The sequence below is a fragment of the Pseudomonas frederiksbergensis genome, from assembly GCF_003732275.1.
GTDB classification, from domain to species: Bacteria; Pseudomonadota; Gammaproteobacteria; order Pseudomonadales; family Pseudomonadaceae; genus Aquipseudomonas; species Aquipseudomonas frederiksbergensis_H.
Genome location: NZ_MOBM01000039.1, coordinates 952,492 through 977,856 on the forward strand (window position 1 = coordinate 952,492; position 25,365 = coordinate 977,856).

Annotated in this window: 21 protein-coding genes; 7 read left to right on the top strand and 14 right to left on the bottom strand. The window is 59.3% G+C overall.

Annotated features, from left to right (window positions below):
- Window positions 1–94 precede the first annotated feature (94 nt).
- The 10 genes from lysS to BK662_RS30680 form a co-directional block, all read right to left on the bottom strand.
- Window positions 95–1,597, bottom strand: coding sequence for a lysine--tRNA ligase (lysS, locus tag BK662_RS30635; protein ID WP_123360659.1), 1,503 nt, complete (start codon window positions 1,595–1,597; stop codon window positions 95–97).
- Window positions 1,598–1,697: 100 nt separating this feature from the next.
- Window positions 1,698–2,793 (bottom strand): peptide chain release factor 2 gene (gene prfB, locus BK662_RS30640; RefSeq protein WP_095920368.1). Its coding sequence is split into 2 segments (ribosomal slippage): window positions 1,698–2,720 and window positions 2,722–2,793, totalling 1,095 coding nucleotides; the frame shifts between segments, so codons are not numbered across the junction.
- Between the two features lie 237 nt (window positions 2,794–3,030).
- Window positions 3,031–4,032, bottom strand: coding sequence for a response regulator (locus tag BK662_RS30645; protein ID WP_123360660.1), 1,002 nt, complete (start codon window positions 4,030–4,032; stop codon window positions 3,031–3,033).
- A gap of 48 nt (window positions 4,033–4,080) precedes the next feature.
- On the bottom strand, window positions 4,081–5,091 hold the full coding sequence (locus BK662_RS30650) for a chemotaxis response regulator protein-glutamate methylesterase (RefSeq protein ID WP_123360661.1): 1,011 nt from the start codon (window positions 5,089–5,091) through the stop codon (window positions 4,081–4,083).
- On the bottom strand, window positions 5,088–7,376 hold the full coding sequence (locus BK662_RS30655) for a hybrid sensor histidine kinase/response regulator (RefSeq protein WP_123360662.1): 2,289 nt from the start codon (window positions 7,374–7,376) through the stop codon (window positions 5,088–5,090). Before BK662_RS30655 ends, BK662_RS30650 begins: the two co-directional genes overlap by 4 nt.
- Window positions 7,373–8,056: a chemotaxis protein CheW gene (locus BK662_RS30660; RefSeq protein ID WP_123360663.1), complete on the bottom strand. Its 684-nt coding sequence runs from the start codon at window positions 8,054–8,056 to the stop codon at window positions 7,373–7,375. The genes BK662_RS30655 and BK662_RS30660 overlap by 4 nt, the downstream gene beginning before the upstream one ends.
- A complete protein-coding gene (locus tag BK662_RS30665; RefSeq protein ID WP_123360664.1) occupies window positions 8,053–9,330 on the bottom strand; it encodes a CheR family methyltransferase in 1,278 nt (425 codons plus the stop codon). The genes BK662_RS30660 and BK662_RS30665 overlap by 4 nt, the downstream gene beginning before the upstream one ends.
- Window positions 9,327–9,863, bottom strand: a complete 537-nt coding sequence (locus tag BK662_RS30670) for a chemotaxis protein CheW (RefSeq protein ID WP_123360665.1) — start codon at window positions 9,861–9,863, stop codon at window positions 9,327–9,329. Before BK662_RS30670 ends, BK662_RS30665 begins: the two co-directional genes overlap by 4 nt.
- Window positions 9,863–11,485 carry a methyl-accepting chemotaxis protein gene (locus tag BK662_RS30675; protein ID WP_123360666.1) on the bottom strand — a complete coding sequence of 541 codons (1,623 nt, stop codon included), beginning with the start codon at window positions 11,483–11,485 and terminating at the stop codon, window positions 9,863–9,865. The genes BK662_RS30670 and BK662_RS30675 overlap by 1 nt, the downstream gene beginning before the upstream one ends.
- Before the next feature lie 301 nt (window positions 11,486–11,786).
- A complete protein-coding gene (locus tag BK662_RS30680) occupies window positions 11,787–12,509 on the bottom strand; it encodes a tellurite resistance TerB family protein (RefSeq protein ID WP_123360667.1) in 723 nt (240 codons plus the stop codon).
- A gap of 327 nt (window positions 12,510–12,836) precedes the next feature.
- Between BK662_RS30680 and ydcS the strand changes: the two genes are divergently transcribed.
- The 5 genes from ydcS (at window position 12,837) to BK662_RS30710 (ending at window position 18,632) form a co-directional block, all read left to right on the top strand.
- Window positions 12,837–13,988: a putative ABC transporter substrate-binding protein YdcS gene (gene ydcS, locus BK662_RS30685; protein WP_123360668.1), complete on the top strand. Its 1,152-nt coding sequence runs from the start codon at window positions 12,837–12,839 to the stop codon at window positions 13,986–13,988.
- Window positions 13,989–14,226: 238 nt separating this feature from the next.
- Window positions 14,227–15,264 (top strand): ABC transporter ATP-binding protein, encoded by a 1,038-nt coding sequence (locus BK662_RS30690; protein WP_123360669.1) that lies wholly within the window; start codon window positions 14,227–14,229, stop codon window positions 15,262–15,264.
- A 1-nt stretch (window position 15,265) separates the two neighbouring features.
- Window positions 15,266–16,213, top strand: a complete 948-nt coding sequence (locus BK662_RS30695) for an ABC transporter permease (RefSeq protein WP_123360670.1) — start codon at window positions 15,266–15,268, stop codon at window positions 16,211–16,213.
- Window positions 16,203–17,027 (top strand): ABC transporter permease, encoded by an 825-nt coding sequence (locus tag BK662_RS30700; RefSeq protein WP_123360671.1) that lies wholly within the window; start codon window positions 16,203–16,205, stop codon window positions 17,025–17,027. Before BK662_RS30695 ends, BK662_RS30700 begins: the two co-directional genes overlap by 11 nt.
- A gap of 180 nt (window positions 17,028–17,207) precedes the next feature.
- Entirely contained in the window at window positions 17,208–18,632 is a 1,425-nt protein-coding gene (locus tag BK662_RS30710) for a gamma-aminobutyraldehyde dehydrogenase (RefSeq protein WP_123360672.1), read from the top strand.
- Window positions 18,633–18,817: 185 nt separating this feature from the next.
- Here BK662_RS30710 and BK662_RS30715 read toward each other — a convergent pair whose 3' ends face one another.
- On the bottom strand, window positions 18,818–19,444 hold the full coding sequence (locus tag BK662_RS30715; protein ID WP_123360673.1) for an RloB family protein: 627 nt from the start codon (window positions 19,442–19,444) through the stop codon (window positions 18,818–18,820).
- A gap of 3 nt (window positions 19,445–19,447) precedes the next feature.
- Window positions 19,448–20,701: an AAA family ATPase gene (locus tag BK662_RS30720; RefSeq protein WP_123360674.1), complete on the bottom strand. Its 1,254-nt coding sequence runs from the start codon at window positions 20,699–20,701 to the stop codon at window positions 19,448–19,450.
- Between the two features lie 512 nt (window positions 20,702–21,213).
- Here BK662_RS30720 and BK662_RS30725 point away from each other — a divergent pair.
- On the top strand, window positions 21,214–21,693 hold the full coding sequence (locus tag BK662_RS30725; protein WP_123360675.1) for a BRO-N domain-containing protein: 480 nt from the start codon (window positions 21,214–21,216) through the stop codon (window positions 21,691–21,693).
- A gap of 71 nt (window positions 21,694–21,764) precedes the next feature.
- Here the strand turns inward: BK662_RS30725 and BK662_RS30730 are convergent, their stop codons facing one another.
- Window positions 21,765–21,950: a hypothetical protein gene (locus BK662_RS30730; RefSeq protein ID WP_123360676.1), complete on the bottom strand. Its 186-nt coding sequence runs from the start codon at window positions 21,948–21,950 to the stop codon at window positions 21,765–21,767.
- A 410-nt stretch (window positions 21,951–22,360) separates the two neighbouring features.
- Between BK662_RS30730 and BK662_RS30735 the strand changes: the two genes are divergently transcribed.
- Window positions 22,361–23,986, top strand: a complete 1,626-nt coding sequence (locus tag BK662_RS30735; protein WP_123360677.1) for a glucan biosynthesis protein D — start codon at window positions 22,361–22,363, stop codon at window positions 23,984–23,986.
- A gap of 209 nt (window positions 23,987–24,195) precedes the next feature.
- Here the strand turns inward: BK662_RS30735 and BK662_RS30740 are convergent, their stop codons facing one another.
- Window positions 24,196–25,302 carry an NADH:flavin oxidoreductase/NADH oxidase gene (locus BK662_RS30740; protein WP_123360678.1) on the bottom strand — a complete coding sequence of 369 codons (1,107 nt, stop codon included), beginning with the start codon at window positions 25,300–25,302 and terminating at the stop codon, window positions 24,196–24,198.
- Between the last annotated feature and the right edge of the window lie 63 nt (window positions 25,303–25,365).

The window sequence follows — 25,365 nt, forward strand, 5'->3', positions numbered from 1 at the left end:
TCCTCTCTAAACGTCAAAAGTAACCAATTGATACGTTTGTACCAGACAGGCAATAAAAAGCCGCCTGTTATAGGCGGCTTTTTAATTGAAACACTTACGCTTGTGGCCGCATGTGCGGGAACAGGATGACGTCGCGGATCGACGGTGAGTTGGTCAGCAACATCACCAGACGGTCGATGCCGATCCCTTCACCGGCAGTCGGCGGCATGCCGTACTCCAGCGCGCGAACGAAGTCGGCGTCGTAGTGCATGGCTTCGTCGTCGCCAGCGTCCTTGTCGGCCACCTGCGCCATGAAACGCTCGGCCTGGTCTTCCGCGTCGTTCAACTCGGAGTAGGCGTTGGCGATTTCGCGGCCGCCGATAAACAGTTCGAAACGGTCGGTGACGTTCGGGTTCTCGTTGTTACGACGAGCCAGCGGCGACACTTCGAACGGGTACTGGGTGATGAAGTGCGGCTGCTCCAGCTTGTGCTCGACCAGCTCTTCGAAAATCATCACCTGCAGTTTGCCCAGACCTTCAAAGCCGAGCACCTTGGCGCCGGCTTTCTTGGCGATGGTGCGGGCCTTGTCGATGTCAGTCAGGTCGTCAGCGGTCAGCTCAGGGTTGTACTTGAGGATCGAGTCGAACACCGACAGACGTACGAACGGCTCGCCGAAGTGGAACACCTTGTCGCCGTAAGGCACGTCGGTGCTGCCCAGAACCAGCTGAGCCAGTTCGCGGAACAGTTCTTCGGTCAGGTCCATGTTGTCTTCGTAGTCGGCGTAAGCCTGGTAGAACTCCAACATGGTGAATTCAGGGTTGTGACGCGTCGAAACGCCTTCGTTACGGAAGTTGCGGTTGATCTCGAAGACTTTCTCGAAACCGCCGACTACCAAGCGCTTGAGGTACAGCTCAGGCGCGATACGCAGGAACATTTCCATGTCCAGCGCGTTGTGGTGAGTCTCGAACGGCTTGGCCGCCGCGCCGCCTGGAATGGTTTGCAGCATCGGCGTTTCCACTTCCAGGAAGTCACGCTTCATCAGGAAGCTGCGGATGTGCGCAATCACTTGCGAGCGAACGCGGAAGGTCTGGCGTACATCTTCGTTGACGATCAAGTCAACGTAACGCTGACGGTAGCGCTGTTCGGTGTCGGTCAGACCGTGGTGCTTGTCCGGCAGCGGGCGCAGGGATTTGGTTAGCAGGCGCACGCTGGTCATTTCGACGTACAGGTCGCCTTTGCCGGAACGCGCCAGGGTGCCTTCGGCGGCAATGATGTCGCCCATGTCCCAGGTTTTCACCGCGGCCAAGGTGTCTTCGGACAGGGTTTTACGGTTGACGTAAACCTGAATCCGCCCGGACATGTCCTGGATCACCATGAACGAGCCACGGTTGAGCATGATGCGACCCGCCACCTTGACCGGGATCGCAGCCTCTGCCAGCTCTTCCTTGGTCTTGTCCGCGTACTGTTTCTGCAAGTCTTCGCAGTAATTGTCGCGGCGGAAGTCGTTGGGGAAGGCATTGCCCTTGGCGCGCTCGGCAGCAAGCTTTTCCTTGCGCAGGGCGATCAGGGAATTTTCTTCCTGTTGCAGGGCTTGCGGGTCGAGTTGTAGGTCGCTCATGTCTTTAAATATTCCATCAGGTTCGTTGCCCCCGGCATTCGCCGGGGTTCGCGGGCAAGCCTCGCTCCCACAGGTCGTGACGACCCTGTAGCGCGTGCCTTTACAGCCCTTGTTTCAAGCTGGCTACCAGGTATTCGTCGATGTCGCCGTCGAGCACCTTGTCGCAGTCGCTACGTTCGATGTTGGTACGCAGATCCTTGATCCGCGAGGCATCGAGCACATACGAACGGATCTGGTGACCCCAGCCGATATCCGACTTGGTGTCTTCCAGCGCCTGGGAAGCGGCGTTGCGCTTCTGCACTTCCTGCTCATACAAACGCGCCCGCAACATTTTCATCGCGGTGTCTTTGTTCGCATGCTGGGAACGTTCGTTCTGGCAGCTGACCACGGTGTTGGTCGGTACGTGGGTAATCCGTACAGCCGAGTCGGTGGTGTTAACGTGCTGACCACCGGCACCGGAGGAGCGGTAGGTATCGATGCGCAGGTCCGACGGGTTGATGTCGATTTCGATGTTGTCATCGATTTCCGGCGACACGAACACGGCCGAGAACGAGGTGTGACGACGGTTGCCGGAGTCGAACGGGCTCTTGCGCACCAGACGGTGCACGCCGATTTCGGTACGTAGCCAGCCAAAGGCGTATTCGCCCTTGATGTGCACGGTAGCACCTTTGATACCGGCGACTTCACCGGCCGACAGCTCCATGATGGTCGCGTCGAAACCGCGTTTGTCCGCCCAGCGCAGGTACATGCGCAGCAGGATGTTGGCCCAGTCCTGAGCCTCGGTACCGCCCGAGCCGGCCTGGATGTCCAGGTAGGCGTTGTTGGCGTCCATCTCACCGCTGAACATGCGACGGAATTCGAGTTTTTCCAGGGACTCGCGCAGGCGCTCGACTTCGGCAGCGACGTCATCGACGGCGGCCTGGTCTTCTTCTTCGGCGGACATCAGCAGCAGGTCTTTGGCATCGGCCAGACCGCTGTGCATTTCGTCGAGGGTTTCGACGATCTGAGCCAGCAGCGACCGCTCGCGGCCCAGCTCCTGGGCGTACGACGGGTTGTTCCAGACACTCGGATCTTCAAGCTCGCGATTGACTTCAGTCAGACGCTCATGCTTTTGATCGTAGTCAAAGATACCCCCGAATAGTTTCGGAGCGCTCGGACAGGTCCTTGATACTGTTAAGGATCGGGTTGATTTCCATGGCGGGCAGCACTCGTTGGCGAACTTTTTAAAGCCGGCGAGTATAACGTAATCAAGCTGTCAAGGCAGCCCGCCTGGCGGCTTTAGGCCGAATGGTTTTTGGCTGAACACCATGTAGACGTTGCGTCTGCGAACTGTAGGAGCTGCCGAAGGCTGCGATCTTTTGATCTTCGCCTTTAAGCAACATCAAAAGATCGCAGACTGCGGCAGCTCCTACAGGGCATCGTGTTTCAACGATTTACTCGATTCCGACCTGATTGCGCCCATTGTTCTTCGCCAGGTACAACCCCTTGTCCGCCGCCGAGATCAATTGCCGGCAATCGCTGCCCGGCTGCGGGATCATGGTCGACAGGCCGATGCTGATGGTCAGGCACGAACCTTCGGTCGGGAAAATGTGCGGGATCTTCAACCCGGCCACGGTCTGGCGCAGTTTTTCCGCCACCATTCGCGCACCGCCCGGCGAGGTGTTGGGCAGGACCAGGACGAACTCTTCGCCGCCATAACGGGCCGGCAAGTCCGAAGGTCTGGAGCTGGCGTCGCGAATCGCCGTGGCGACTTTGCGCAGCGCCTCATCGCCTTCGAGGTGACCAAAGCTGTCGTTGTAGGACTTGAAGTAATCGACATCGATCATCAACAACGACAGTTGAGTCTGGTCACGCAGCGAGCGCCGCCACTCCAGCTCCAGGTATTCGTCGAAATGCCGGCGGTTCGACAGCCCGGTCAGGCCGTCGGAGTTCATCAAGCGTTGCAGCACCAGGTTGGTGTCGAGCAACTGCTGCTGGCTGACCCGCAGCGCGCGATACGCCGCGTCACGCTGCAGCAGGGTCATGTAGGAGCGCGAGTGATAGCGGATGCGCGCCACCAGTTCGATGTTGTCCGGCAGCTTGACCAGGTAATCATTGGCACCGGCGGCAAACGCCGCGCTCTTGATCAGCGGGTCTTCCTTGGTCGACAGGACAATGATCGGAATGTCCTTGGTCGCCGGGTGATTACGGTATTCGCGCACCAGGCTCAGGCCGTCGAGGCCGGGCATGACCAGATCCTGAAGGATTACCGTCGGCTTGATGCGGATCGCCTGGGCGATGGCCTGGTGCGGGTCGGCACAGAAATGGAAGTCGATGTTTTCTTCGTTCGACAAACCACGCCGCACCGCCTCGCCGATCATCGCCTGATCGTCCACCAACAACACCATGGCGGCGTTTTCGTCGGTTTTGAAGTCGTCGAGCTGTAAATCATTCATGTGCGGTCACCTGAGTACTGCCTTGGCCACGATTGCTGCTAATAATAGTCATTTTGAGAAGATCTCCAGCAATCGTGGCGCTATCTTGTCCAGTGGGCGAACTTCCACAGCCGCGTTAATGGCCGCGGCCGCCTTCGGCATGCCGTACACCGCACTGCTTTGTTGATCCTGCGCGATGGTCAGGTAGCCCTGCTGGCGCATGAGTTTAAGCCCCTGCGCGCCGTCGCGCCCCATACCGGTCAGCAGAACGCCCACGGCATCACCGCTCCAGTAACTGGCCACACTCTCGAAAAACACATCGATCGAAGGCCGATAGATCTCATTGACCGGTTCGGCGGTGTAGGCCAGCGTGCCGTTTTTCAGCAGGCGAATATGATGGTTGGTCCCGGCCAGCAGGACCGTGCCACTTTGCGGCGGTTCACCTTCCTGGGCCAGGCGCACGTTCAGGCCACTGGCGCTGGCAAGCCATTCGGCCATACCGGTGGCGAACACCTGATCCACATGCTGAACCAGCACAATGGCCGCCGAAAAATCTCGTGGCAGGCCCTTGAGCAGCACTTCCAGCGCCGCCGGCCCACCAGCGGATGAACCGATCGCCACCAAATGCTGACGCGAGGATGAGTGGCGGTGCGAGCTCGGTGCCGATCGCACCCGATTGCTATGGTCGCCGATCAGCCAGCCAATGTTCATGATCTTGCGCAGCAGCGGTGCGGCGGCTTCCTGAGGATTGCCGCCCCCGATAGCCGGGGTATCGACCACATCCAGCGCGCCGTAGCCCATGGCTTCGAACACCCGATGCACGTTCTGCTCGCGGTCGACAGTGACAATGACAATCGCGCACGGAGTCTCGGCCATGATTCGCCGGGTCGCTTCCACACCGTCCATCAACGGCATGATCAAATCCATCAGGATCAGATCCGGGGTGTATTCGGTGCAACGTTGCACCGCCTCGGCCCCATTGCCGGCGACCCAGACCACCTCGTGCGCCGGTTCGAACGCCAAAGCGCGGCGCAAAGCCTCTACCGCCATGGGCATGTCATTGACGATAGCGATTTTCATGCCCGCGCGCCTCCAATGAGCTCAACCACTGCATCCAGCAAAGCGTCATCATGAAAACTCGCTTTGGCTAGATAATAGTCGGCTCCGGCGTCCAGTCCACGGCGGCGGTCTTCTTCGCGGTCCTTGTAAGACACCACCATCACCGGCAGAGATTGCAGGCGGTTATCGCGGCGCAATAAAGACACCAGCTCGATGCCATCCATGCGCGGCATATCGATGTCGGTAATCAGCAGATCGAAATCCTCCGAACGCAGGGCGTTCCAGCCATCCATACCATCCACCGCCACGGCGACGTCGTAACCGCGATTGAGCAGTAATTTGCGTTGCAACTCACGAACGGTCAGCGAGTCGTCCACCACCAGAATCCGTTTGCGCGCCGCTTCGACGGCCTGGTTGGCGTGCCGGGCAATGCGCTCCAGGCGCCCGGTATTGAGCAGTTTGTCCACCGAACGCAGCATGTCTTCGACGTCGACGATCAGCACCACCGAGCCGTCGTCGAGCAAGGCGCCAGCGGAAATGTCCTGCACCTTGCCCAGGCGCTCGTCCAGCGGCAGTACCACCAGCGTCCGCTCGCCGATAAACCGTTCGACCGCTACCCCATAGATCGCCTCACGCTCGCGGATGACCACGACTTTGAGGGTCTGCGCGCTGTTCTGGCTCGCCGGTCGCTGCAACAGCTGACTGGCGGCGACCAGCCCGACATGCCGGCCTTCATGCCAGAAGTGCTGCCGGCCTTCGACCTGCACGATATCCTCCGGCGCCAGGTCGCACATGCGCTCGATGTGCGCCAGCGGGAAGGCATACGCCTCGTCACCGACTTCCACCACCAGGCTGCGCACCACCGACAGCGTCAGCGGCACTTGCAGATGGAAACGACTGCCCGCGCCCGCCGTCTGCTCCAGCACCACGGCACCGCGCAATTGGCGAACCATGTGCTGAACCGCATCCAGCCCGACGCCGCGCCCGGAGACTTCAGTGACGGAGTCGCGCAGGCTGAAACCCGGCAGAAACAGGAACGTCAGCAGCTCCTCTTCGCTCAACTGGGCAGCAGTCTCGGCTGGGGATAACTGCCGCTCGACAATGTTGCGACGGAGTTTTTCCAGGTCGACGCCATTGCCATCATCGCTGAGCTCCAACACCAGCAGACCGGCTTGATGGGACGCGCGCAGACGGATCAGGCCCTCCTCCGGTTTACCGGCCAATAGCCGTTGTTCCCGGGTTTCGATGCCGTGATCGACCGCATTACGCAGCAGGTGCGTCAGCGGCGCTTCGAGTTTCTCCAGAACGTCGCGGTCGACTTGAGTCTTGTCGCCCTCGATCTCCAGCCGCACCTGTTTGCCAAGGCTGCGGCCGAGGTCGCGGACCATGCGCACTTGTCCGCTCAGCACATCGGCGAATGGCCGCATGCGACAGGCCAACGCCGTGTCATACAACACCTGCGCGCGCTGGCTGGCGTGCCAGGCGAATTCATCGAGTTCGGCGTTCTTTTCCGCCAGCAATTGCTGGGACTCCGCCAGTAACCGACGGGCATCGCCCAAGGCTTCCTGGGCTTCGAGGCTCAAGGCATGGTCCTTGAGATGGACGTTAAGGTTTTCCAGCGCCCGCAGGCCGTTGCTCTGCATGCGTTTGAGGCGCTGCATGGTGGCCAGATGCGGCTTGAGCCGCTGGGTTTCCACCAGGGATTTACTCGACAGGTCGAGCAGGCTGTTCAAGCGCTCGGCCGTGACGCGCAACACGCGTTCGCCATTTTCGGTGGTGCGTTTAGTCGTGGGCGCTGGCTCGGCGGGCGCTGCCGGGGGGGCCTCAGTGGTGGCCGGCATGGGCGGCTCAACCTTGGGCGTCGGCGGTTCCAGCTGAAGTTCTGCCATCGGCGGCGTCCTGGGGGCAGTGGCCGCCATGTGATCAAGCAACCGTCCCATCAAGACGACGTAAGCGTCGATATCCGCAGGCGCCGGAGCGTTGCTCGGCGTCGCAATCCGCATCAGCAGATCGGTGCCTTGCAACAGTGCATCAATGTGTTCAGGCCGCAGGTACAGGCGCCCTTCCTGGGCGCTGACCAGGTAATCTTCCATCACATGGGCAACGCTGACCCCGGCATCGACACCGACAATTCGCGCCGCGCCCTTGAGCGAATGGGCCGCGCGCATGCACGACTCAAGGTAATCGGCCTGGGTCGGATCGCGCTCAAGCGCCAAAAGACCTGCGCTCAGCACCAGGGTCTGGGCCTCGGCTTCCAGGCTGAACAGTTCCAGCAAAGAGGCGTCACGCATTTGCTCGGGGGTCATGTGAGGCTCCGGGTCACGGCGGACAGCAGCTGTTCTTCATCCAGCCAACGCAGGCTGCGACCTTTGAATTGCAAAACGCCACGGGTGTATTTGGCGCTGGCCTGGGTGCCGGACTGAGACGCCGCATCGAGAACGCGCTCGTCGATGGCGTGAATCCCGTCGACCTCGTCCACCGGCACCACCACTGGCCCGCCGTGGGCGGCGATGATCAGCATCCGCGGCATCACCCGCGCGCCGGATGCCACGCCACTGGTGGCATCGAGCCCCAGCAGCTCCACCAGCGACAGGCACGCCACCAAGGCACCGCGCACATTCGCCACGCCGAGCAACGCCCGGGAGCGCTGATGCGGCAAGGAGTGAATCGCTTGCAGCGGCGCCACTTCGACCAGGCTGCGAGTGGCCAGGCCCAGCCATTCTTCGCCGAGGCGAAACATCAGCAGCGAGCGGGTTTTCACATCGCTCCCGGCCACTGTGGAAACTTGCTCGCGGTCGTCCTGCTGCAACGCATAGCGGTCGAGCAAGCGCGTGGCGGCGGCCGAATACACCGCGCAATTGCGGCAATGAATGTGCTCGCTCAGCAATGGGCAGGACTTGTCGCCGTGGATACCGATGCGGTTCCAGCAGTCGTCGATGGCCTGGGCATCTTCACGGGTGACGCTCAAGGTGTCGGCGGCGGTCATCGTTTACGCTCACTGTCAGCGGCGCGCTCGCTGCGGGCGGCGCGGGCCTGTAATCGTCTGGCACCGGCGGTGTCGCCCTGGGACTGCAGCAAGGCGGCCAGGTGCATCAACGCGTCGGGGAGTTGCGGCTCGAGGTACAACGCCTTGCGATAAAAACCCTGGGCCTCGAGGGCGCTGCCGGCGACATCGCTGAGCAGACCCAACCAATAGAACACCTGCGCCACCGGCTCGTGACTGCGCAAATAACTGTCGCACGCGGCGCGGGCCTCGGCACTTTTGCCTTCATTGGCCAGCGCGGCGATGTTCGCCAGCAGCGTGGCGGCGTCCGATGGGGTGGTTGTCGAAGGGGGGGCGGCGACCTGAGGCATCGGCACGACCGTCGCGAAAGGCCGACTGCGCGCTGGCGGCGGTGTCACGCTGCGCACCGGTTGTTGCACCGGCAGCGGCGTCGGCACGAAGGACACAAGCGGTTCGGGCGCACTTTGACGACTGAAGGCAAACGACTGCGGGATGCCGATCGAGCGCATGCCGAAACGCCCCAGCAGACTGCCCTCCGCCGGGCCGATAAACAGCACGCCGTCGACGTGGGTCAGGCGCTTGAGCACTTCGAACACTTGCTGCTGGGTCGGCTGATCGAAATAGATCAGCAAATTGCGGCAGAACACGAAGTCATAAGGTGGCTCACTGGCCAACAAGGCCGGATCCAGCAGATTGCCGACTTGCAAACGCACCTGTTCAAGCACGCGTCCGCTAAGGCGATAGTTGTCGTTTTCAGCCGTGAAATGCCGTTCGCGGAAGTCGATGTCCTGGCCACGAAACGAATTCTTGCCATACAGCGCGAGCCTGGCTTTTTCCACTGACAGCGGGCTGACATCCATGCCGTCGACCTTGAACTGGTGCGGCGCCAGCCCGGCATCAAGCAATGCCATGGCGATGGAATACGGTTCTTCGCCGGTGGAACACGGCAGGCTGAGAATCCGCAGGGCGCGCATGTTATTGATCGCCGCCAGCCGTTTGGCCGCCAGTTTCGCCAGCGTGGCGAAGGATTCCGGGTAACGGAAAAACCAGGTCTCGGGGACGATTACCGCTTCGATCAGCGCCTGTTGTTCGTCGCGCGAGCCCAGCAAGGTGTGCCAGTACTCATCGGTCGTTAGCACCCGAGCCGCCGTGCAGCGCTGGCGCACCGCGCGTTCGATGATCGCCGGGCCGACCGAGCCCACATCGAGGCCAATACGTTCTTTGAGGAAATCGAAAAACCTTTGATCGCTGCTCATCCCTGCTCCTCAAACTGCGCCAGGTCCAGCGGCGGCGAGGGAAACAACAAGGCGCGGACCTGTTCGTCCAGCAAATCGGCAACCCGCACCCATTGCAGTAAACCCTGGGCATCTTCGCGCACCGGCCCGAGGTATGGCGCCTGGCGATTGTCCAGGCCATAAGGCTGAAAGTCCGCCGGGTTGCAGCGCAACGTGTCGGTGGCCTGTTCCAGAATCAGCCCGAGCAATTGCGCAGGCGTCGCCTCATCCGGCCGATAGTGCACCAGCACCAGCCGCGTGCTGGTGCGAGCCTGGGCCGGTTGACCGAACGTCAGGGCGCTGAGGTCGATCACCGGCACCACCGCGCCGCGATAGGCGAATACCCCCGCCACCCAGTCCGGCGCCCGGGGAATCGGTTTCAACGGCAGTTGCGGCAGCACTTCGGCCACCTCGATGGCCTGCAAGGCGTAACGCTCGTTGCCGATGCGGAACACCAGAAACAACGATTGTTTCACCGGCATCACCGCGCCGCGTTTGACCGCGAGTTCACTCATCAGACTTTGAATCGCGAAACGCCGCCACGCAGCCCCACGGCCACCTGGCTCAATTCGTCGATGGCGAAACTGGCCTGACGCAGGGACTCGACGGTCTGGCTGCTGGCATCGCCCAACTGCACCAACGCATGGTTGATCTGCTCGGCGCCGGTGGCCTGGGCCTGCATGCCTTCGTTGACCATCAACACCCGTGGTGCCAGCGCCTGAACCTGATGAATGATCTGCGACAGCTGCTCGCCCACCGACTGCACCTCGGACATGCCACGACGTACTTCTTCGGAAAACTTGTCCATGCCCATGACCCCGGCCGACACCGCCGACTGAATCTCGCGCACCATCTGCTCGATGTCATAGGTGGCCACAGCGGTCTGGTCCGCCAGACGCCGCACTTCGGTGGCGACCACGGCAAACCCGCGACCATATTCACCGGCCTTCTCGGCTTCGATGGCGGCGTTCAGGGACAACAGGTTGGTCTGGTCGGCGACTTTGACGATGGTCACCACCACCTGATTGATGTTGCCGGCCTTCTCGTTGAGGATCGCCAGTTTAGCGTTCACCAGATCTGCCGCGCCCATCACCGAATGCATGGTGTCTTCCATGCGCGCCAGGCCTTGCTGACCGGAACCGGCCAGCACCGAAGCCTGATCGGCGGCGGTGGAGACTTCAGTCATGGTGCGCACCAGATCCCGCGAAGTGGCGGCAATTTCCCGCGATGTCGCACCGATTTCGGTGGTGGTGGCAGCGGTTTCGGTGGCGGTGGCCTGCTGCTGCTTGGACGTCGCGGCGATTTCCGTGACCGACGTGGTGACCTGCACCGAGGAGCGCTGGGCCTGGGACACCAGCGAGGTGAGCTCGGTCATCATGTCGTTGAAGCCGGTTTCCACCGCGCCGAACTCGTCCTTGCGATCAAGATCCAGGCGACTGCTGAGATCGCCCGTGCGCATGATTTCGAGGATCTCCACGATGCGATTCATCGGCGCCATGATCGCGCGCATCAGCAGCAGGCCACACAGACCGGCGACGATGATCGCCACCAGCAAAGAGACGCCCATGCTGATTTTGGCGGCCGTCACCGCGTCACTGATGGCCAGCGTGGATTGTTCAGCCAGGGCGTGATTATTTTCAAGAAGGCTGTTCAACTGCTTGCGCCCATTGGTCCAGGCCGGCGTGAGCTTTTGCTCCAGGGCAAGTCGCGCTGCCTCGTACTCTTTGCGCTGATAGAGGTCGAGGACATTGGCCATTTCTTGATTGTAGAGCCGATGACGCACTTCGAACTCCTCGAAGAGGACCTGATCGTCCTGCGTGAAAATGGTCTTGCGGTAGTGGGCCATCTGCTCGTCCAAGCGCTCTTCGAAGCTCTTGAACATGGCTTGGTCGGCGGCAGTTATTTCGCGACGTCCGGAAAGGCCGACAATCTGCTGGGTGAGGTTATAACTGTCGACCCAGGCACCGCGGATCATCGAACTGAAATACACCCCGGGAACCGCATCGATACGGACCCTTTCTGCGTCGGCGTCAATCTTCATCAACCGAGAGAAGGACACCACGACCATCAACAGCATGATCGCGATAATTACCGCAAAGCTCGCCAAGATGCGTTGGCGCAACGTCCAGTTCTTCACAGTCAGTCCTCGGTGCGGTTCAAATTGCGAGGGAGTATAGCCGAGGGTGGTGTTTCATTTATCAGACGCTGAGCTCCGCTGCTCATCCGGCCTGCATAAAGCCGGGATTCGGCAGAAACGGACCGTGAATCGGTCATTGGGGAAAGCTGTCGCGGCTGAGGACGGCATCGCGAGCAGGCTCGCTCCCACACGTTGATTACTGTCGCGCACAGACTGTATGCACTGCAGATCTATTGTGGGAGCGAGCCTGCTCGCAATGGCGTCCACCCAGTGAAAATATGTAGCCTGACGGTCTGAAGACCTACATAGCCACCTGACGCACCTGCTTCTCCAACTCTGCCTTCAACCCCGGCTCCAGCTTGAGCTGCCGCGCCAGTTCATCGAGGTAGGATTTCTCCATGAAGTTCTCCTCATCCACCAGCATCACACTGGCGATATACATTTCAGCCGCCATTTCCGGGGTGCTGGCGGCACGGGCGACGTCGGTCGGGTCCAGCGGTTTGTTGAGTTCGGCGTGCAGCCAGTGTTGCAGCTCCTGATCATTGTCGAGCTTGGTGAACTCGCCTTCGATCAATTGACGCTCACGCTCATCGACATGACCGTCAGCCTTGGCCGCGGCGACCAACGCCTTGAGAATCGCCTGGCTGTGTTGCTCGACTTGCGCCGCCGGCAAGCGGTCGAGAGTTTGCGGCTCGGTTGTGGCTGCGGTGCCCTGCTGGGCCTGCCAGTTGCCATAGGCCTTGTAGGCGATCACGCCCAATGCCGCGAGACCGCCGTAGGTCAGGGCCTTGCCGCCAACACTGCGAGCCTTTTTGCTGCCCAGCAACAGGCCCATGGCGCCAGCTGCCAACGCACCACCACCCGCGCCTGAAAGTAAACTGCCGAGGCCGCCGGAACTGCCGCTGCCGCCGAGCAAACCGCCCAAACCACCGCTGGACGCTTTGTTCTGGGCACCGCCGGCCTTGTTCTGCAACAGATCCTGACCGGATTTGAGTAGTTGATCGAGCAATCCACGAGTGTTCATTTTGCTGCCTCCACGAATTCGGGTTAACCGGATCTTTAAGGCCACCCGCCTGGATCGAAAGTGCCCGACGTCTCTCGATGAGAGTGCTTCCAGATGTTGCTCACGTTTAGGCAAACAGGCTGGAACGCCCTCCACGCAAACTATTTCATCGAATGCAGCCTTTGAGATTTGTCGACCGTGGGGCCGCGCACTAGGCTGGATAAATCCATAAGACAGCCCGGCCTCAATCTGCCTCTCACAAAGCGCACTAAGCTAATAACAAGCCACTCACGGCGCATCACCCCGTTCAACACTGCCCCGACCATAATTTAAAGAAGAGGGTTCACCATGCTTGTGCACAAGACCGCACTGCTCAGTGCAATCACCACGGCGCTACTGGCCGGCACCAGCCTGCAGGCCGCCGAGCCGCTGAAAGCTGTCGGCGCCGGCGAAGGTCAGCTGGATATCGTCGCTTGGCCTGGCTATATCGAACGGGGCGAAACCGACAAGGCCTACGACTGGGTCAGCGCTTTCGAGAAGGAAACCGGCTGCAAGGTCAACGTCAAGACCGCCGGCACGTCCGATGAAATGGTCAGCCTGATGACCAAGGGCGGTTACGACCTGGTGACGGCGTCCGGCGACGCTTCCCTGCGCCTGATCGCCGGCAAACGTGTGCAGCCGATCAACACCGCACTGATCCCCAACTGGAAGAATCTCGACCCGCGACTGAAGGATGCGCCGTGGTACGTGGTCAACAAGCAGACCTACGGCACCCCATATCAGTGGGGCCCGAACGTGCTGATGTACAACACCAACGTATTCAAGCAACCGCCAACCAGCTGGAGTGTGATATTCGACGCACAAAACCTGCCTGACGGAAAACCCAACAAGGGCCGGGTGCAAGCCTACGACGGTCCGATCTACATCGCCGACGCGGCGCTGTACCTCAAGACCACCAAGCCGGAACTGGGTATCCAGAACCCCTACGAACTGACCGAAGCCCAGTACAAGGCTGTGCTTGATCTACTGCGCGCCCAGCAAAAGTTGATCCATCGCTACTGGCACGACACCACCGTGCAGATGAGTGACTTCAAGAACGAAGGCGTGGTGGCCTCCAGCTCCTGGCCCTATCAGGTCAACGGCCTGATGAACGAGAAACAGCCGATCGCCTCGACCATTCCGAAAGAAGGCGCCACCGGGTGGGCCGACACCACCATGTTGCACGCCGAGGCCAAGCACCCGAACTGCGCTTACAAGTGGATGGACTGGTCGCTGCAACCGAAAGTCCAGGGTGATGTGTCTGCCTGGTTCGGCTCGCTGCCGGCGGTCCCGGCGGCGTGTAAGGCAAGCGAACTGCTAGGGGCCGAGGGTTGCAAGACCAACGGTTTCGACCAGTTCGAGAAGATCGCCTTCTGGAAAACCCCGCAGGCTGAGGGCGGCAAGTTCGTGCCTTATAGCCGCTGGACCCAGGATTACATTGCGATTATGGGCGGCAGGTAACACACCGGCCCCTGTGGCAGATGAGCTTTTGTGGCGAGGGAGCTTGCTCCCGCTGGGTGGCGAAGCCGCCCCAAAGCAGTCACTGCGGTCTTTCAGCTAAACCGCATTGACCCTTTTTGGGAGTGCTACGCACTCCAGCGGGAGCAAGCTCCCTCGCCACAAAAGCACACCGTTTCAGGTTTTTCAGAAGGCCAGACAAGGCCACTGTGACGATTCTCGCCTTTCGGAGCTCCGCACCATGACGCTTGCAGTCCAGTTCACCAACGTTTCCCGTCAGTTTGGCGAAGTGAAGGCCGTTGACCGGGTTTCTATCGATATCCAGGACGGCGAGTTCTTTTCCCTGCTGGGCCCTTCCGGCTCGGGCAAAACCACCTGTCTGCGCCTGATCGCCGGTTTCGAACAACCGAGCACTGGCTCCATCCGTATTCATGGCGCCGAAGCCGCCGGGCTGCCGCCGTATCAGCGCGACGTGAACACCGTGTTCCAGGATTACGCGCTGTTCCCGCACATGAACGTACTCGACAACGTCGCCTACGGTTTGAAAGTCAAAGGTGTCGGCAAGTCCGAACGCCAAAAACGCGCCGAAGAAGCCCTCGATATGGTCGCCCTTGGTGGCTACGGCGAGCGCAAACCGGTTCAACTCTCCGGCGGCCAGCGTCAGCGTGTGGCCCTGGCCCGCGCACTGGTTAACCGCCCTCGCGTGTTGTTGCTCGACGAACCCTTGGGCGCCCTCGATCTGAAGCTGCGCGAGCAAATGCAAGGCGAGCTGAAGAAGCTGCAACGCCAGCTCGGCATCACCTTTATCTTCGTCACTCACGATCAGACCGAGGCGCTGTCGATGTCCGACCGCGTGGCCGTGTTCAACAAGGGCCGCATCGAACAGGTCGACACGCCGCGCAACCTGTACATGAAACCGGCAACCACCTTCGTCGCTGAATTCGTCGGCACTTCCAATGTGATTCGCGGCGATCTGGCGCGGCAGTTGAGCGGCAATCCACAGCCGTTTTCGATCCGCCCGGAACACGTGCGTTTCGCCGAAGGCCCGCTGGCCAGCCATGAAATCGAAGTCAGCGGCCTGCTGCATGACATCCAGTACCAGGGCAGTGCGACCCGCTATGAACTGAAGCTGGAAAACGGCCAGACGTTGAATATCAGCCAGGCCAACGTCCAGTGGCTGGACGTCAGCGCGCAACATCAGACCGGGCAACGCATCAGCGCTCGTTGGGCGCGCGAAGCGATGATCCCGCTGCACGACAATGTTGTGGGCGGGGTATGAGATGAACAGCGTGGCCCCCTCTCAAACCCCGGCCAGCGACTCGCCGTTGCGCCGGCTCTCCAACCTGCTGTACCGCCGACCGAACCTGTATCTGTCGCTGTTGCTGGTGCCGCCGTTGCTCTGGTTCGGCGCGATCTACCTCGGATCGCTGTTGACGTTGTTGTGGCAAGGCTTCTACACCTTCGATGACTTCACCATGGCCGTCACCCCCGAGCTGACCCTGGCGAACTTCGCTGCGCTGTTCCAGCCGTCGAACTTTGACATCATCCTGCGCACCCTGAGCATGGCCGTCATCGTGTCCATCGCCAGTGCGGTGGTGGCATTTCCGATCGCCTACTACATGGCGCGTTACACCACTGGCAAGACCAAGGCGTTTTTCTACATCGCGGTGATGATGCCGATGTGGGCGAGTTACATCGTCAAGGCCTACGCCTGGACCTTGCTGCTGGCCAAGGGCGGCGTGGCCCAGTGGTTCGTTCAGCACCTGGGATTGGAGCCGGTGTTGCAGTTAGTGCTCGGGATTCCGGGCGTCGGCGGCAGCACCTTGTCGACCTCGCATCTGGGGCGGTTCATGGTGTTCGTCTACATCTGGCTGCCGTTCATGATCCTGCCGATCCAGGCGTCACTGGAACGCCTGCCGCCCTCCTTGCTGCAAGCCTCGGCGGACCTCGGCGCCAAGCCGCGTCAGACCTTCATGCAAGTGATTCTGCCGCTGTCGATTCCGGGCATCGCGGCCGGCTCGATCTTCACCTTTTCCCTGACCCTGGGCGACTTCATCGTGCCGCAACTGGTGGGCCCGCCGGGCTACTTCATCGGCAGCATGGTCTACGCCCAGCAAGGAGCGATCGGCAATATGCCGATGGCGGCGGCCTTCACGCTGGTGCCGATCGTGCTGATCGCCATTTACCTGTCCATCGTCAAACGTCTGGGGGCTTTCGATGCGCTCTGATGCTTCATCTCAAGATCGGGCATCCCTGGGCCTGCGCATCGCCGCCTGGGGTGGGTTGATGTTTTTGCACTTCCCGATCCTGATCATCTTCCTCTACGCCTTCAACACCGAAGACGCGGCGTTCAGCTTTCCGCCCAAGGGCTTCACCCTGAAGTGGATCGGCGTGGCGTTCTCCCGGCCGGACGTGCTGGAAGCGATCAAGCTGTCGTTGCAAATCGCGGCCGTCGCGACGCTGATTGCGCTGGTCCTCGGCACCCTCGCGTCGGCGGCGTTGTACCGGCGGGATTTCTTCGGCAAGCAAGGCATCTCGCTGATGCTGATCCTGCCGATTGCCCTGCCCGGGATCATCACCGGGATCGCGCTGCTGGCGACCTTCAAAACGCTGGGGATCGAACCGGGGATGTTCACCATCATCGTCGGTCACGCGACCTTCTGTGTGGTGATCGTCTACAACAATGTCATCGCCCGCTTGCGCCGCACGTCATATAGTTTGATCGAAGCGTCGATGGACCTCGGCGCCGACGGTTGGCAGACCTTCCGCTACATCGTCCTGCCAAACCTCGGCTCGGCGTTACTCGCCGGAGGCATGCTGGCGTTTGCCCTGTCGTTCGACGAAATCATCGTCACCACCTTCACCGCCGGCCATGAACGCACCTTGCCGCTGTGGCTGCTCAATCAGCTCAGCCGCCCACGGGACGTGCCGGTGACCAACGTTGTCGCAATGCTGGTGATGATGGTGACCATGCTGCCGATCCTCGGCGCCTATTACCTGACCCGGGGTGGCGAAAGCGTTGCGGGCAGTGGCGGGAAATAACTGACAACGACTACCCCTCTGTTGGAACGGAGATCTAATGTGGGAGCGGGCTTGCTCGCGAAGGCGGTGGGTCAGCCAACATCAACGTTGAATGTGATGACCTCTTCGCGAGCAAGCCCGCTCCCATATTAGATCCGGTTCCCATAGAGGAAATACAATCGCTTCGATGAGGACATAGCCATGCAAACCAAACTCTTGATCAACGGCCAACTCGTCAATGGCGACGGCCCCGCCCAAGCCGTGTTCAACCCGGCCCTCGGCCGTGTGCTGGTAGAAATCAACGAAGCCAGCGAAGCCCAGGTCGACGCCGCCGTGCGGGCCGCCGACAACGCCTTCGAAGCCTGGTCGCAAACCACGCCGAAAGAACGCTCGTTGCTGCTGCTCAAACTTGCCGACATCATCGAAGCCCATGGCGAAGAGCTGGCCAAGCTGGAGTCGGACAACTGCGGCAAACCCTACAGCGCCGCGCTGAACGATGAGATCCCGGCGATTGCCGACGTGTTCCGTTTCTTCGCCGGCGCCAACCGTTGCATGAGCGGCGCGCTGGGAGGGGAATACCTGCCCGGCCACACCTCAATGATCCGCCGCGACCCGGTGGGCGTGATTGCCTCCATCGCGCCGTGGAACTACCCGCTGATGATGGTCGCCTGGAAAATCGCCCCGGCCCTGGCCGCCGGTAATACCGTGGTGCTCAAACCGTCGGAACAAACCCCACTGACCGCCCTGCGCCTGGCAGAACTGGCGTCGGAAATCTTCCCGGCTGGCGTGCTTAACCTGGTGTTCGGTCGTGGTCCTACGGTCGGCAGCCCATTGGTCACTCACCCGAAAGTGCGCATGGTGTCGCTGACCGGCTCCATCGCCACCGGTTCGAACATCATTTCCAGCACCGCCGGCAACGTCAAACGCATGCACATGGAACTGGGCGGTAAGGCGCCGGTGATCATCTTCGACGATGCCGACATCGACGCCGCCGTGGAAGGCATTCGCACCTTCGGTTTCTACAACGCCGGTCAAGATTGCACCGCCGCCTGCCGCATTTACGCGCAAGCAGGCATCTACGACCAGTTCGTCGAGAAGCTCGGTGCGGCCGTCAGCAGTATCAAGTACGGCTTGCAGGACGATCCCTCGACGGAGCTGGGCCCGTTGATCAGCGCACAACATCGCGACCGCGTGACCGCGTTGGTCGAACGTGCCATGGCGCAACCGCACATTCGTTTGATCACTGGTGGCAAAGCGGTGGAAGGCAATGGTTTCTTCTTTGAACCGACGGTGCTGGCCGACGTGCAACAGGACGACGAGATCGTGCGCCGCGAGGTATTCGGGCCGGTAGTGTCGGTCACCCAATTCACCGATGAAGCCCAAGCACTCGCCTGGGCCAACGATTCAGACTATGGCCTTGCGTCGTCAGTCTGGACCGCGGACGTTGGTCGCGCGCATCGCCTGTCTGCACGCCTGCAGTACGGCTGCACATGGGTGAACACCCACTTCATGCTGGTCAGCGAAATGCCTCACGGCGGTCAGAAACTGTCCGGTTATGGGAAAGACATGTCCATGTATGGGCTGGAGGACTACACCGTTGTGCGGCATGTGATGTTCAAGCATTAAAAGCTTCGCTCCTACAGGAACTGCACTGAACCTGTGGGAGCGTGGCTTGCCCGCGATGGCGTCGCCGCACAATCAAGGAAGGCATCGATAACGCGCACCGCCAGATTCCACGCCAAAAACCAGAATAAATTGAACCGATCTAACACCATCAACCCTGCTCACATCTGTGGGCAGGGTTGATGGCGTTAGATCGGCTGAGGCTTGGAGAGGGATTCGAATTCATCCATCAGCAGATGGATTTCGGTACTGGGATTGGGTTCGCCGCTGATGGCGACGTCTTCGAGAATCTTGGGTGCCAAAGCTCTGGCTTTTTGAAAAGGCTCACCCAATAGCTGAGCAAAATAGTTGATGCCTTTGCCCTTCTGGTACTTATCCATGTTCGGCTTTTCTCTGAGACTCTTGGCCACCAAGTCACCCGGAGAGTTTTTCCCAACAGCTCTAAATGGCTTTCGATTGAAGCCGAAGTGCAAAAGAAGCCAAAACTCAAAACAGGGAAACGATGCTATGACTTTGATTTTCGGATGAGGTCTCGCCAGATCTATCGCTCTCTCAAAACATTGATGCGTATCGCGATCCAATGCACAAAACACTCTGTCGAAACGTTTCTGACGGGCAATGGCTCTTTCTACTATTCCGCTCGGGTGCGTGACACCGCAGTGGGCAATTTCTACCTGAGCTTTGGCGCGAAAATGAAAGGCGGCCTCCTCCAGATACCGTTTTCCTGACTTGCTATCTTCACAGAGAACCAGCACTTGGGGCTGAGGTTTGAATCTTGATTTCTTCCGATCAAATGATTTTGTCGAGTGCACCATTGGTCACCCCCGCCTGATCAGCGGCAAACCGCGGTAACGGCCTTCAAAGTAGCGTTTCTCAACATCCTCCCCCTCTCGCCCTTCAAAATCGTGAACGGAAAAAATACTGGTTGCACCATTGGCATCGCGCTCAGTGATCCAGAACTGATCACGCCGCAGAATTTTTGCATTCATTAGATGAGTATCGTGTGTCGTAAATATCAGCTGAGTATCCAATCCGCTATCGAGATGTTTCCCGATCAGATCAGCAACTATTTCAGGATGGAGGCTGCTGTCCAACTCATCGACAGATAGTATCCCGCTTCCATCTGCGCGATTGATCATGAACCAGGGCAGCCAAAAGCCAATCAGGTTTTTTGTGCCTCCGGACTCCTCTGAAAAATCAAACTCTGCTGTTCCCAAAAGACTTGTATGTGTCAGGGTCACTTTGTCCTTTTGCGCCGCCGCGAAGAATTCTTTAAACGTGAGCTTCTTCTTGGTCGGAACAGCATCTGCACCCTCAGTATTGAGTTGAATAGCAGACACCGGAATATCCACTGCCCTTAAGAACTCCTTCAAATCAACTGTGTAGTCCGAGGCAACCTGCAAAAACCTGATGGAGGCGGCAGACAGCCCCATCATATTGTTCTGTTCAATGACAAGAAGACCGGTTTGAAACCAGGTAAACGGCGCTCGCAACTGCGTCAATTCTTCGCTGCTGTTCGCAACAGCCTGCGAAATAAACAACACCTTCGGGCTCGTCAGGCGCCGCCAGGCATTGTGGACATCCTTCCCCCCTTCAAGACTTGAACCAAAAACATACTGCTCTCCCTCATCACCAAAATGACGTTCATACAGCAGTGTTTCTTTCCCTTTGGGATAGAAGACCAGCTGCTCCTTGATTATCCGTTGCGAAGTAATGCGCAGAACAAACCGGTATCGGAGCCCTTTTTGAATGAAGTTGTACTCAAAAAAACTGGGCTCGTTCTTGAGCTGCGGATCAAAACGAAACGGTGAAACCGGCAGCGGTTCATCATTTGAGGAGGGGGTCGTTGCGAGCAAGCGTCCCATGATCCCCATCGCCTGGATAAGGGAAGATTTACCGGACGCGTTTGGCCCGTAAATCGCCGCTACCTTCAACAAGTCCGGTAGTTTTTCGCCACTCACGGAAGGTTTGAATACATTGCGTTTTTTACTCAGACGTGGGGTCGCAACCATGGACAGGGTTTGCGCATCACGGAAGGAGCGATAATTGGAAACCGAAAATTCGATCAACATGTAGAAATCCTGCACTTAACTCCGGAAAGCAGAATGAATATAGGAAAAACCATTCATTTGGCGCTGTCTCCCTGCACCTAGTGCAAAAACAGGAAATTCCTACAGATGGAGCCTTCAAGTAAAGGCAACGATTCCTACAACAAGCGTCGCCAGAGTAGACTTGGCGCCGCGAGCGCCTGAACGATAGGCTTCACCTCGTCGCTGCCAAATCAGCGACCCGGGGTCGAAGCCGGTACATCATCAACATGGCGCATCCGCGCCACCATATGAGCTGAAGCTTTTTTGCCTTCCAGTCTCGCTTTATGGTGGGCTGTGTGGCGCGGGCCTCTTGGCTTCCATGTTGATCGAGAATGTCCCGACTTCGAACGCCGCACGGTCCGCCACCCAAATCTGTCGAAGGATTAGTGGCGGCTCCCTTTTCAACATGGAGTCGAACAAATGCTTAGGCACATCCCAAATTCACCTGAAGCCTTCGTAACAAAATGCCCTCTCGCTAACATTGGAGGCAGGCCATGACCCATCCTCATTTCATCCCTACCGTCTTCACCCGCCACAACCGATTCCTCCACTCCATCATGCAAGCTAACCAAGCTTGGTTCTGCGTTCAGGATCTAGGTCGCTTAATGGGCCGCCCACTAGACCAACGACTCACCCTGAAGCTCGACCCTGATCAGCGCCAATATGTCTGCCTGCTGAAGAACGGCAAAACGGTCGAATCACTGATGGTCAGCGAATCAGGGATGTATGCCCTGCTCGTTCATCATTTCGTCCCGGAAAACCGAAACCTGCGCCAGTGGCTGAGCAACGAGGTCATGCCAATGTTGCGTGATTCGAACGCGGCATCGATGGAAAACATCCCGAGCCTGAGTTCGTTGCAGTGGGCGGGGATCTCTGTGCCGCTGCTGCATTGGCAGCATCAGGCCTGGATCAAGTGGCGGGACATGCCTGATTTAATGCAGGCGCAACGGCCGTTCACGATATGTAGCCGTTGAGCTGATGCACAAAGGGACGGACTTTTACAGTCCGTCCCTTTGGTTTTCCAACACCACTCAATCCCCTACCGTTAAAACCGCGAAACACTGCGCATCGCATCCACCAGATACCGCATTGCAATCCGGTCACTCTCCGACAGCTCGCGATACCGCTCCACCAACTTCAACTCCTCCGAACTGAGCCGACGCCTTCGCCGACCGATGGCCAGGCAAGGGAAGATTCCTAATATTTCAGTGATGCCTTGTACTTTCGACATGGACGATGTCCTTCTATACGTCAGAGAAAACTTCAAAACCGCATCGCCCTATCACTTTCAGCGGTCACCTTGTGCCTGCCGAACCCACCGGCCTGAAGGGCCGAAACCGGTCATGCCCATAGAATAGAAATTAATTCGGCGCTGAAAAGCGGTTTTTAGAGTAATTAGTCGAAAAAAGCAGATATGCCCTATAAATCAGAAAGTGCTGTGAGAAACGTTACCTGAAATGTCTTGTTTCATTGCCGCGCTGTCGCGGTGCCATCAATCATTTTTGCTCTGCAACCGAACGGTTTAAAGTATTTGGCATCTCTTTAAGGTCCGTTGCGTTTGGCCAAGGCATGTCCGAACCGATATTTCTGATCCAGCACGTGCCAGGAACGGCGCGGGATTGTTCACGACAGGTTGTACTTATGCACCGCAGGAATTTGCTCAAAGCCTCCATGGCCATCGCGGCTTACACTGGTCTCTCGGCCACCGGCCTATTGGCGGCACGCGCCTGGGCTGGCAGCAGCACTGCTGATGGCGACGCTGTGGCGTTCGACTTCGAAGCGCTGAAGAGCCAGGCCAAACAGCTCGCTGGCAAGCCTTATCAGGACACCAAGCAGGTGCTGCCGCCGACGCTGGCGACCATGACGCCGCAGAACTTCAACGCGATCCGCTACGACGGCAATCACTCGCTGTGGAAGGACTTGAAGGGTCAGCTGGACGTGCAGTTTTTCCACGTCGGCATGGGTTTCAAGCAACCGGTGCGCATGTACAGCGTCGATCCCAAGACTCGACTGGCGCGCGAGGTGCATTTCCGCCCGTCTCTGTTCAACTACGAAAAAACCACCGTCGACACTAAACAGCTCAAGGCCGATCTGGGCTTTTCCGGGTTCAAGCTGTTCAAGGCCCCGGAGCTGAATCAGCACGACGTATTGTCGTTCCTCGGCGCCAGCTATTTCCGCGCGGTAGATGCCTCCGGCCAGTACGGTTTGTCGGCCCGCGGCCTGGCGATCGATACGTACGCCAAGAAGCGCGAAGAGTTCCCGGATTTCACCAAGTTCTGGTTCGAGACACCGGACAAGGACAGCACCCGCTTCGTGGTTTATGCCTTGCTCGATTCGCCGAGCGCCACTGGCGCCTACCGTTTTGATATCGATTGCCAGGCCGAGCGTGTGGTGATGGAAGTCGACGCCCACGTCAATGCCCGCACCTCCATCGAGCAACTGGGCATCGCACCGATGACCAGCATGTTCAGCTGCGGCACCCATGAGCGGCGCATGTGCGACACCATTCACCCGCAAATCCACGACTCCGATCGCCTGGCCATGTGGCGCGGCAATGGCGAGTGGATCTGCCGCCCGCTGAACAACCCGGGCACCCTGCAATTCAATGCCTTCGCCGACACCGATCCGAAAGGCTTTGGCTTGGTGCAGACCGATCACGAGTTCGCCAATTATCAGGACACCGTCGACTGGTACAGCAAGCGCCCGAGCTTGTGGGTAGAACCTACAACCACGTGGGGCGAAGGCTCTATCGATTTGCTGGAAATTCCTACAACCGGTGAAACCCTGGATAACATCGTCGCGTTCTGGACGCCGAAAAAACCGGTCGCGGCCGGGGACTCCCTCAACTACGGTTACAAGCTCTATTGGAGCTCCCTGCCACCGGTGAGCACGCCGCTGGCGCGGGTCCACGCGACCCGTTCGGGCATGGGCGGTTTCATTGAAGGCTGGGCGCCGGGCGAGCATTACCCGGAAGTCTGGGCGCGACGCTTTGCCGTGGACTTCACGGGCGGCGGTCTGGACCGCTTGCCCGAAGGCGCGGCAATCGAGCCAGTGGTGACCTGCTCGAACGGCGAAGTGAAGGAGTTCAACGTGTTGGTGCTCGATGACATCAAGGGCTACCGCATTACCTTCGACTGGTACCCGACCAATGACAGCGTGGCGCCGGTGGAGCTGCGATTGTTCATTCGCACCAATGACCGGACGTTGAGTGAAACCTGGTTGTACCAGTATTTCCCGCCGGCGCCGGATAAGCGTAAGTACACCTGAGAGTTAGTCGGGGTCTGAAATGGCCCCTTCGCGAGCAGGCTCGCTCCCACAGGGGGTCTGCGTTGTTTCACAATAATGTGATCGACATCGATCCAATGTGGGAGCGGGCTTGCTCGCGAAGACGGCCGGACAGCCGAGCAATATCCCGACCCAAAAATCAAAAAGCCCCGATCAACACGACCGGGGCTTTTTGGTTTTTACAGCGGCATTCAGTCACGCAAATCCGATTCATGAATCGGCTGGTCACGATGGGTGGCCCGCTGGTATTGCGCCGGCCAGATAGCCTTGTTCCCGCCCAGATCATCATCGGCATGCAGCGGCCAATACGGATCACGCAACAACTCTCGAGCGAGGAAGATGATGTCGGCCTGACAGGTACGCAGAATGTGCTCGGCCTGGGCCGGTTCGGTGATCATTCCTACGGTGCCGGTGGCAATGCCTGACTCCTTGCGTACCCTCTCGGCAAAACGGGTCTGGTAACCGGGGCCTGTAGGAATCTCGGCGTTTACCGCCGTACCACCCGATGAGACATCGATCAGGTCCACACCCAGATCTTTGAGGCGTCGCGCCAGCTCCACGGTTTCATCGGGATTCCAGCCGTCTTCCACCCAATCGGTGGCCGACACCCGCACAAACACTGGTAATTCTTCAGGCCACACGGCCCGCACCGCTTCGGTGACTTGCAGCACCAGCCGAATCCGATTCTCGAACGAACCGCCGTACTGATCGCGCCGCTGATTGCTCAAGGGCGAAAGAAATTGGTGCAACAGGTAACCGTGGGCGGCGTGTACTTCGACTACTTTGAAACCGGCGGTCAGCGCCCGTTTGGCCGAATCGACGAAGGCCTGGATAACCTCAGCGATCTCGCCCTCATCGAGTTGCTTGGGTGGTGTGTGCTGGGGGTCGAAAGCGATCGGCGAAGGGCCGACCGGGATCCAGCCGCCATCTTCCGGCTTGACGCTGCCATGCTTGCCGAGCCACGGCCGATGCGTGCTGGCCTTGCGCCCGGCATGAGCCAACTGGATGCCGGCAACGGCGCCTTGGGCGGAGATGAAGCGCGTAATACGCTGTAAGGATTCGATCTGTTGATCATTCCAGAGGCCGAGGTCCTGGGCGGTAATGCGCCCATCAGCGGTGACCGCTGTGGCTTCGGTGAATACCAGACCAGCGCCGCCGATAGCACGGCTGCCGAGGTGGACCAGATGCCAGTCATTGGCCAGCCCATCGACGCTGGAGTACTGGCACATCGGTGACACCGCAATGCGGTTAAGCAAGGTCAATTGACGAAGGGTATAGGGTTCAAGCAGCAGACTCATGGGGCACCTCTCGAATCAGTGGGCAGGCTCCAGGGTTCTGTTTGAATAGTCGACGAGTGACAG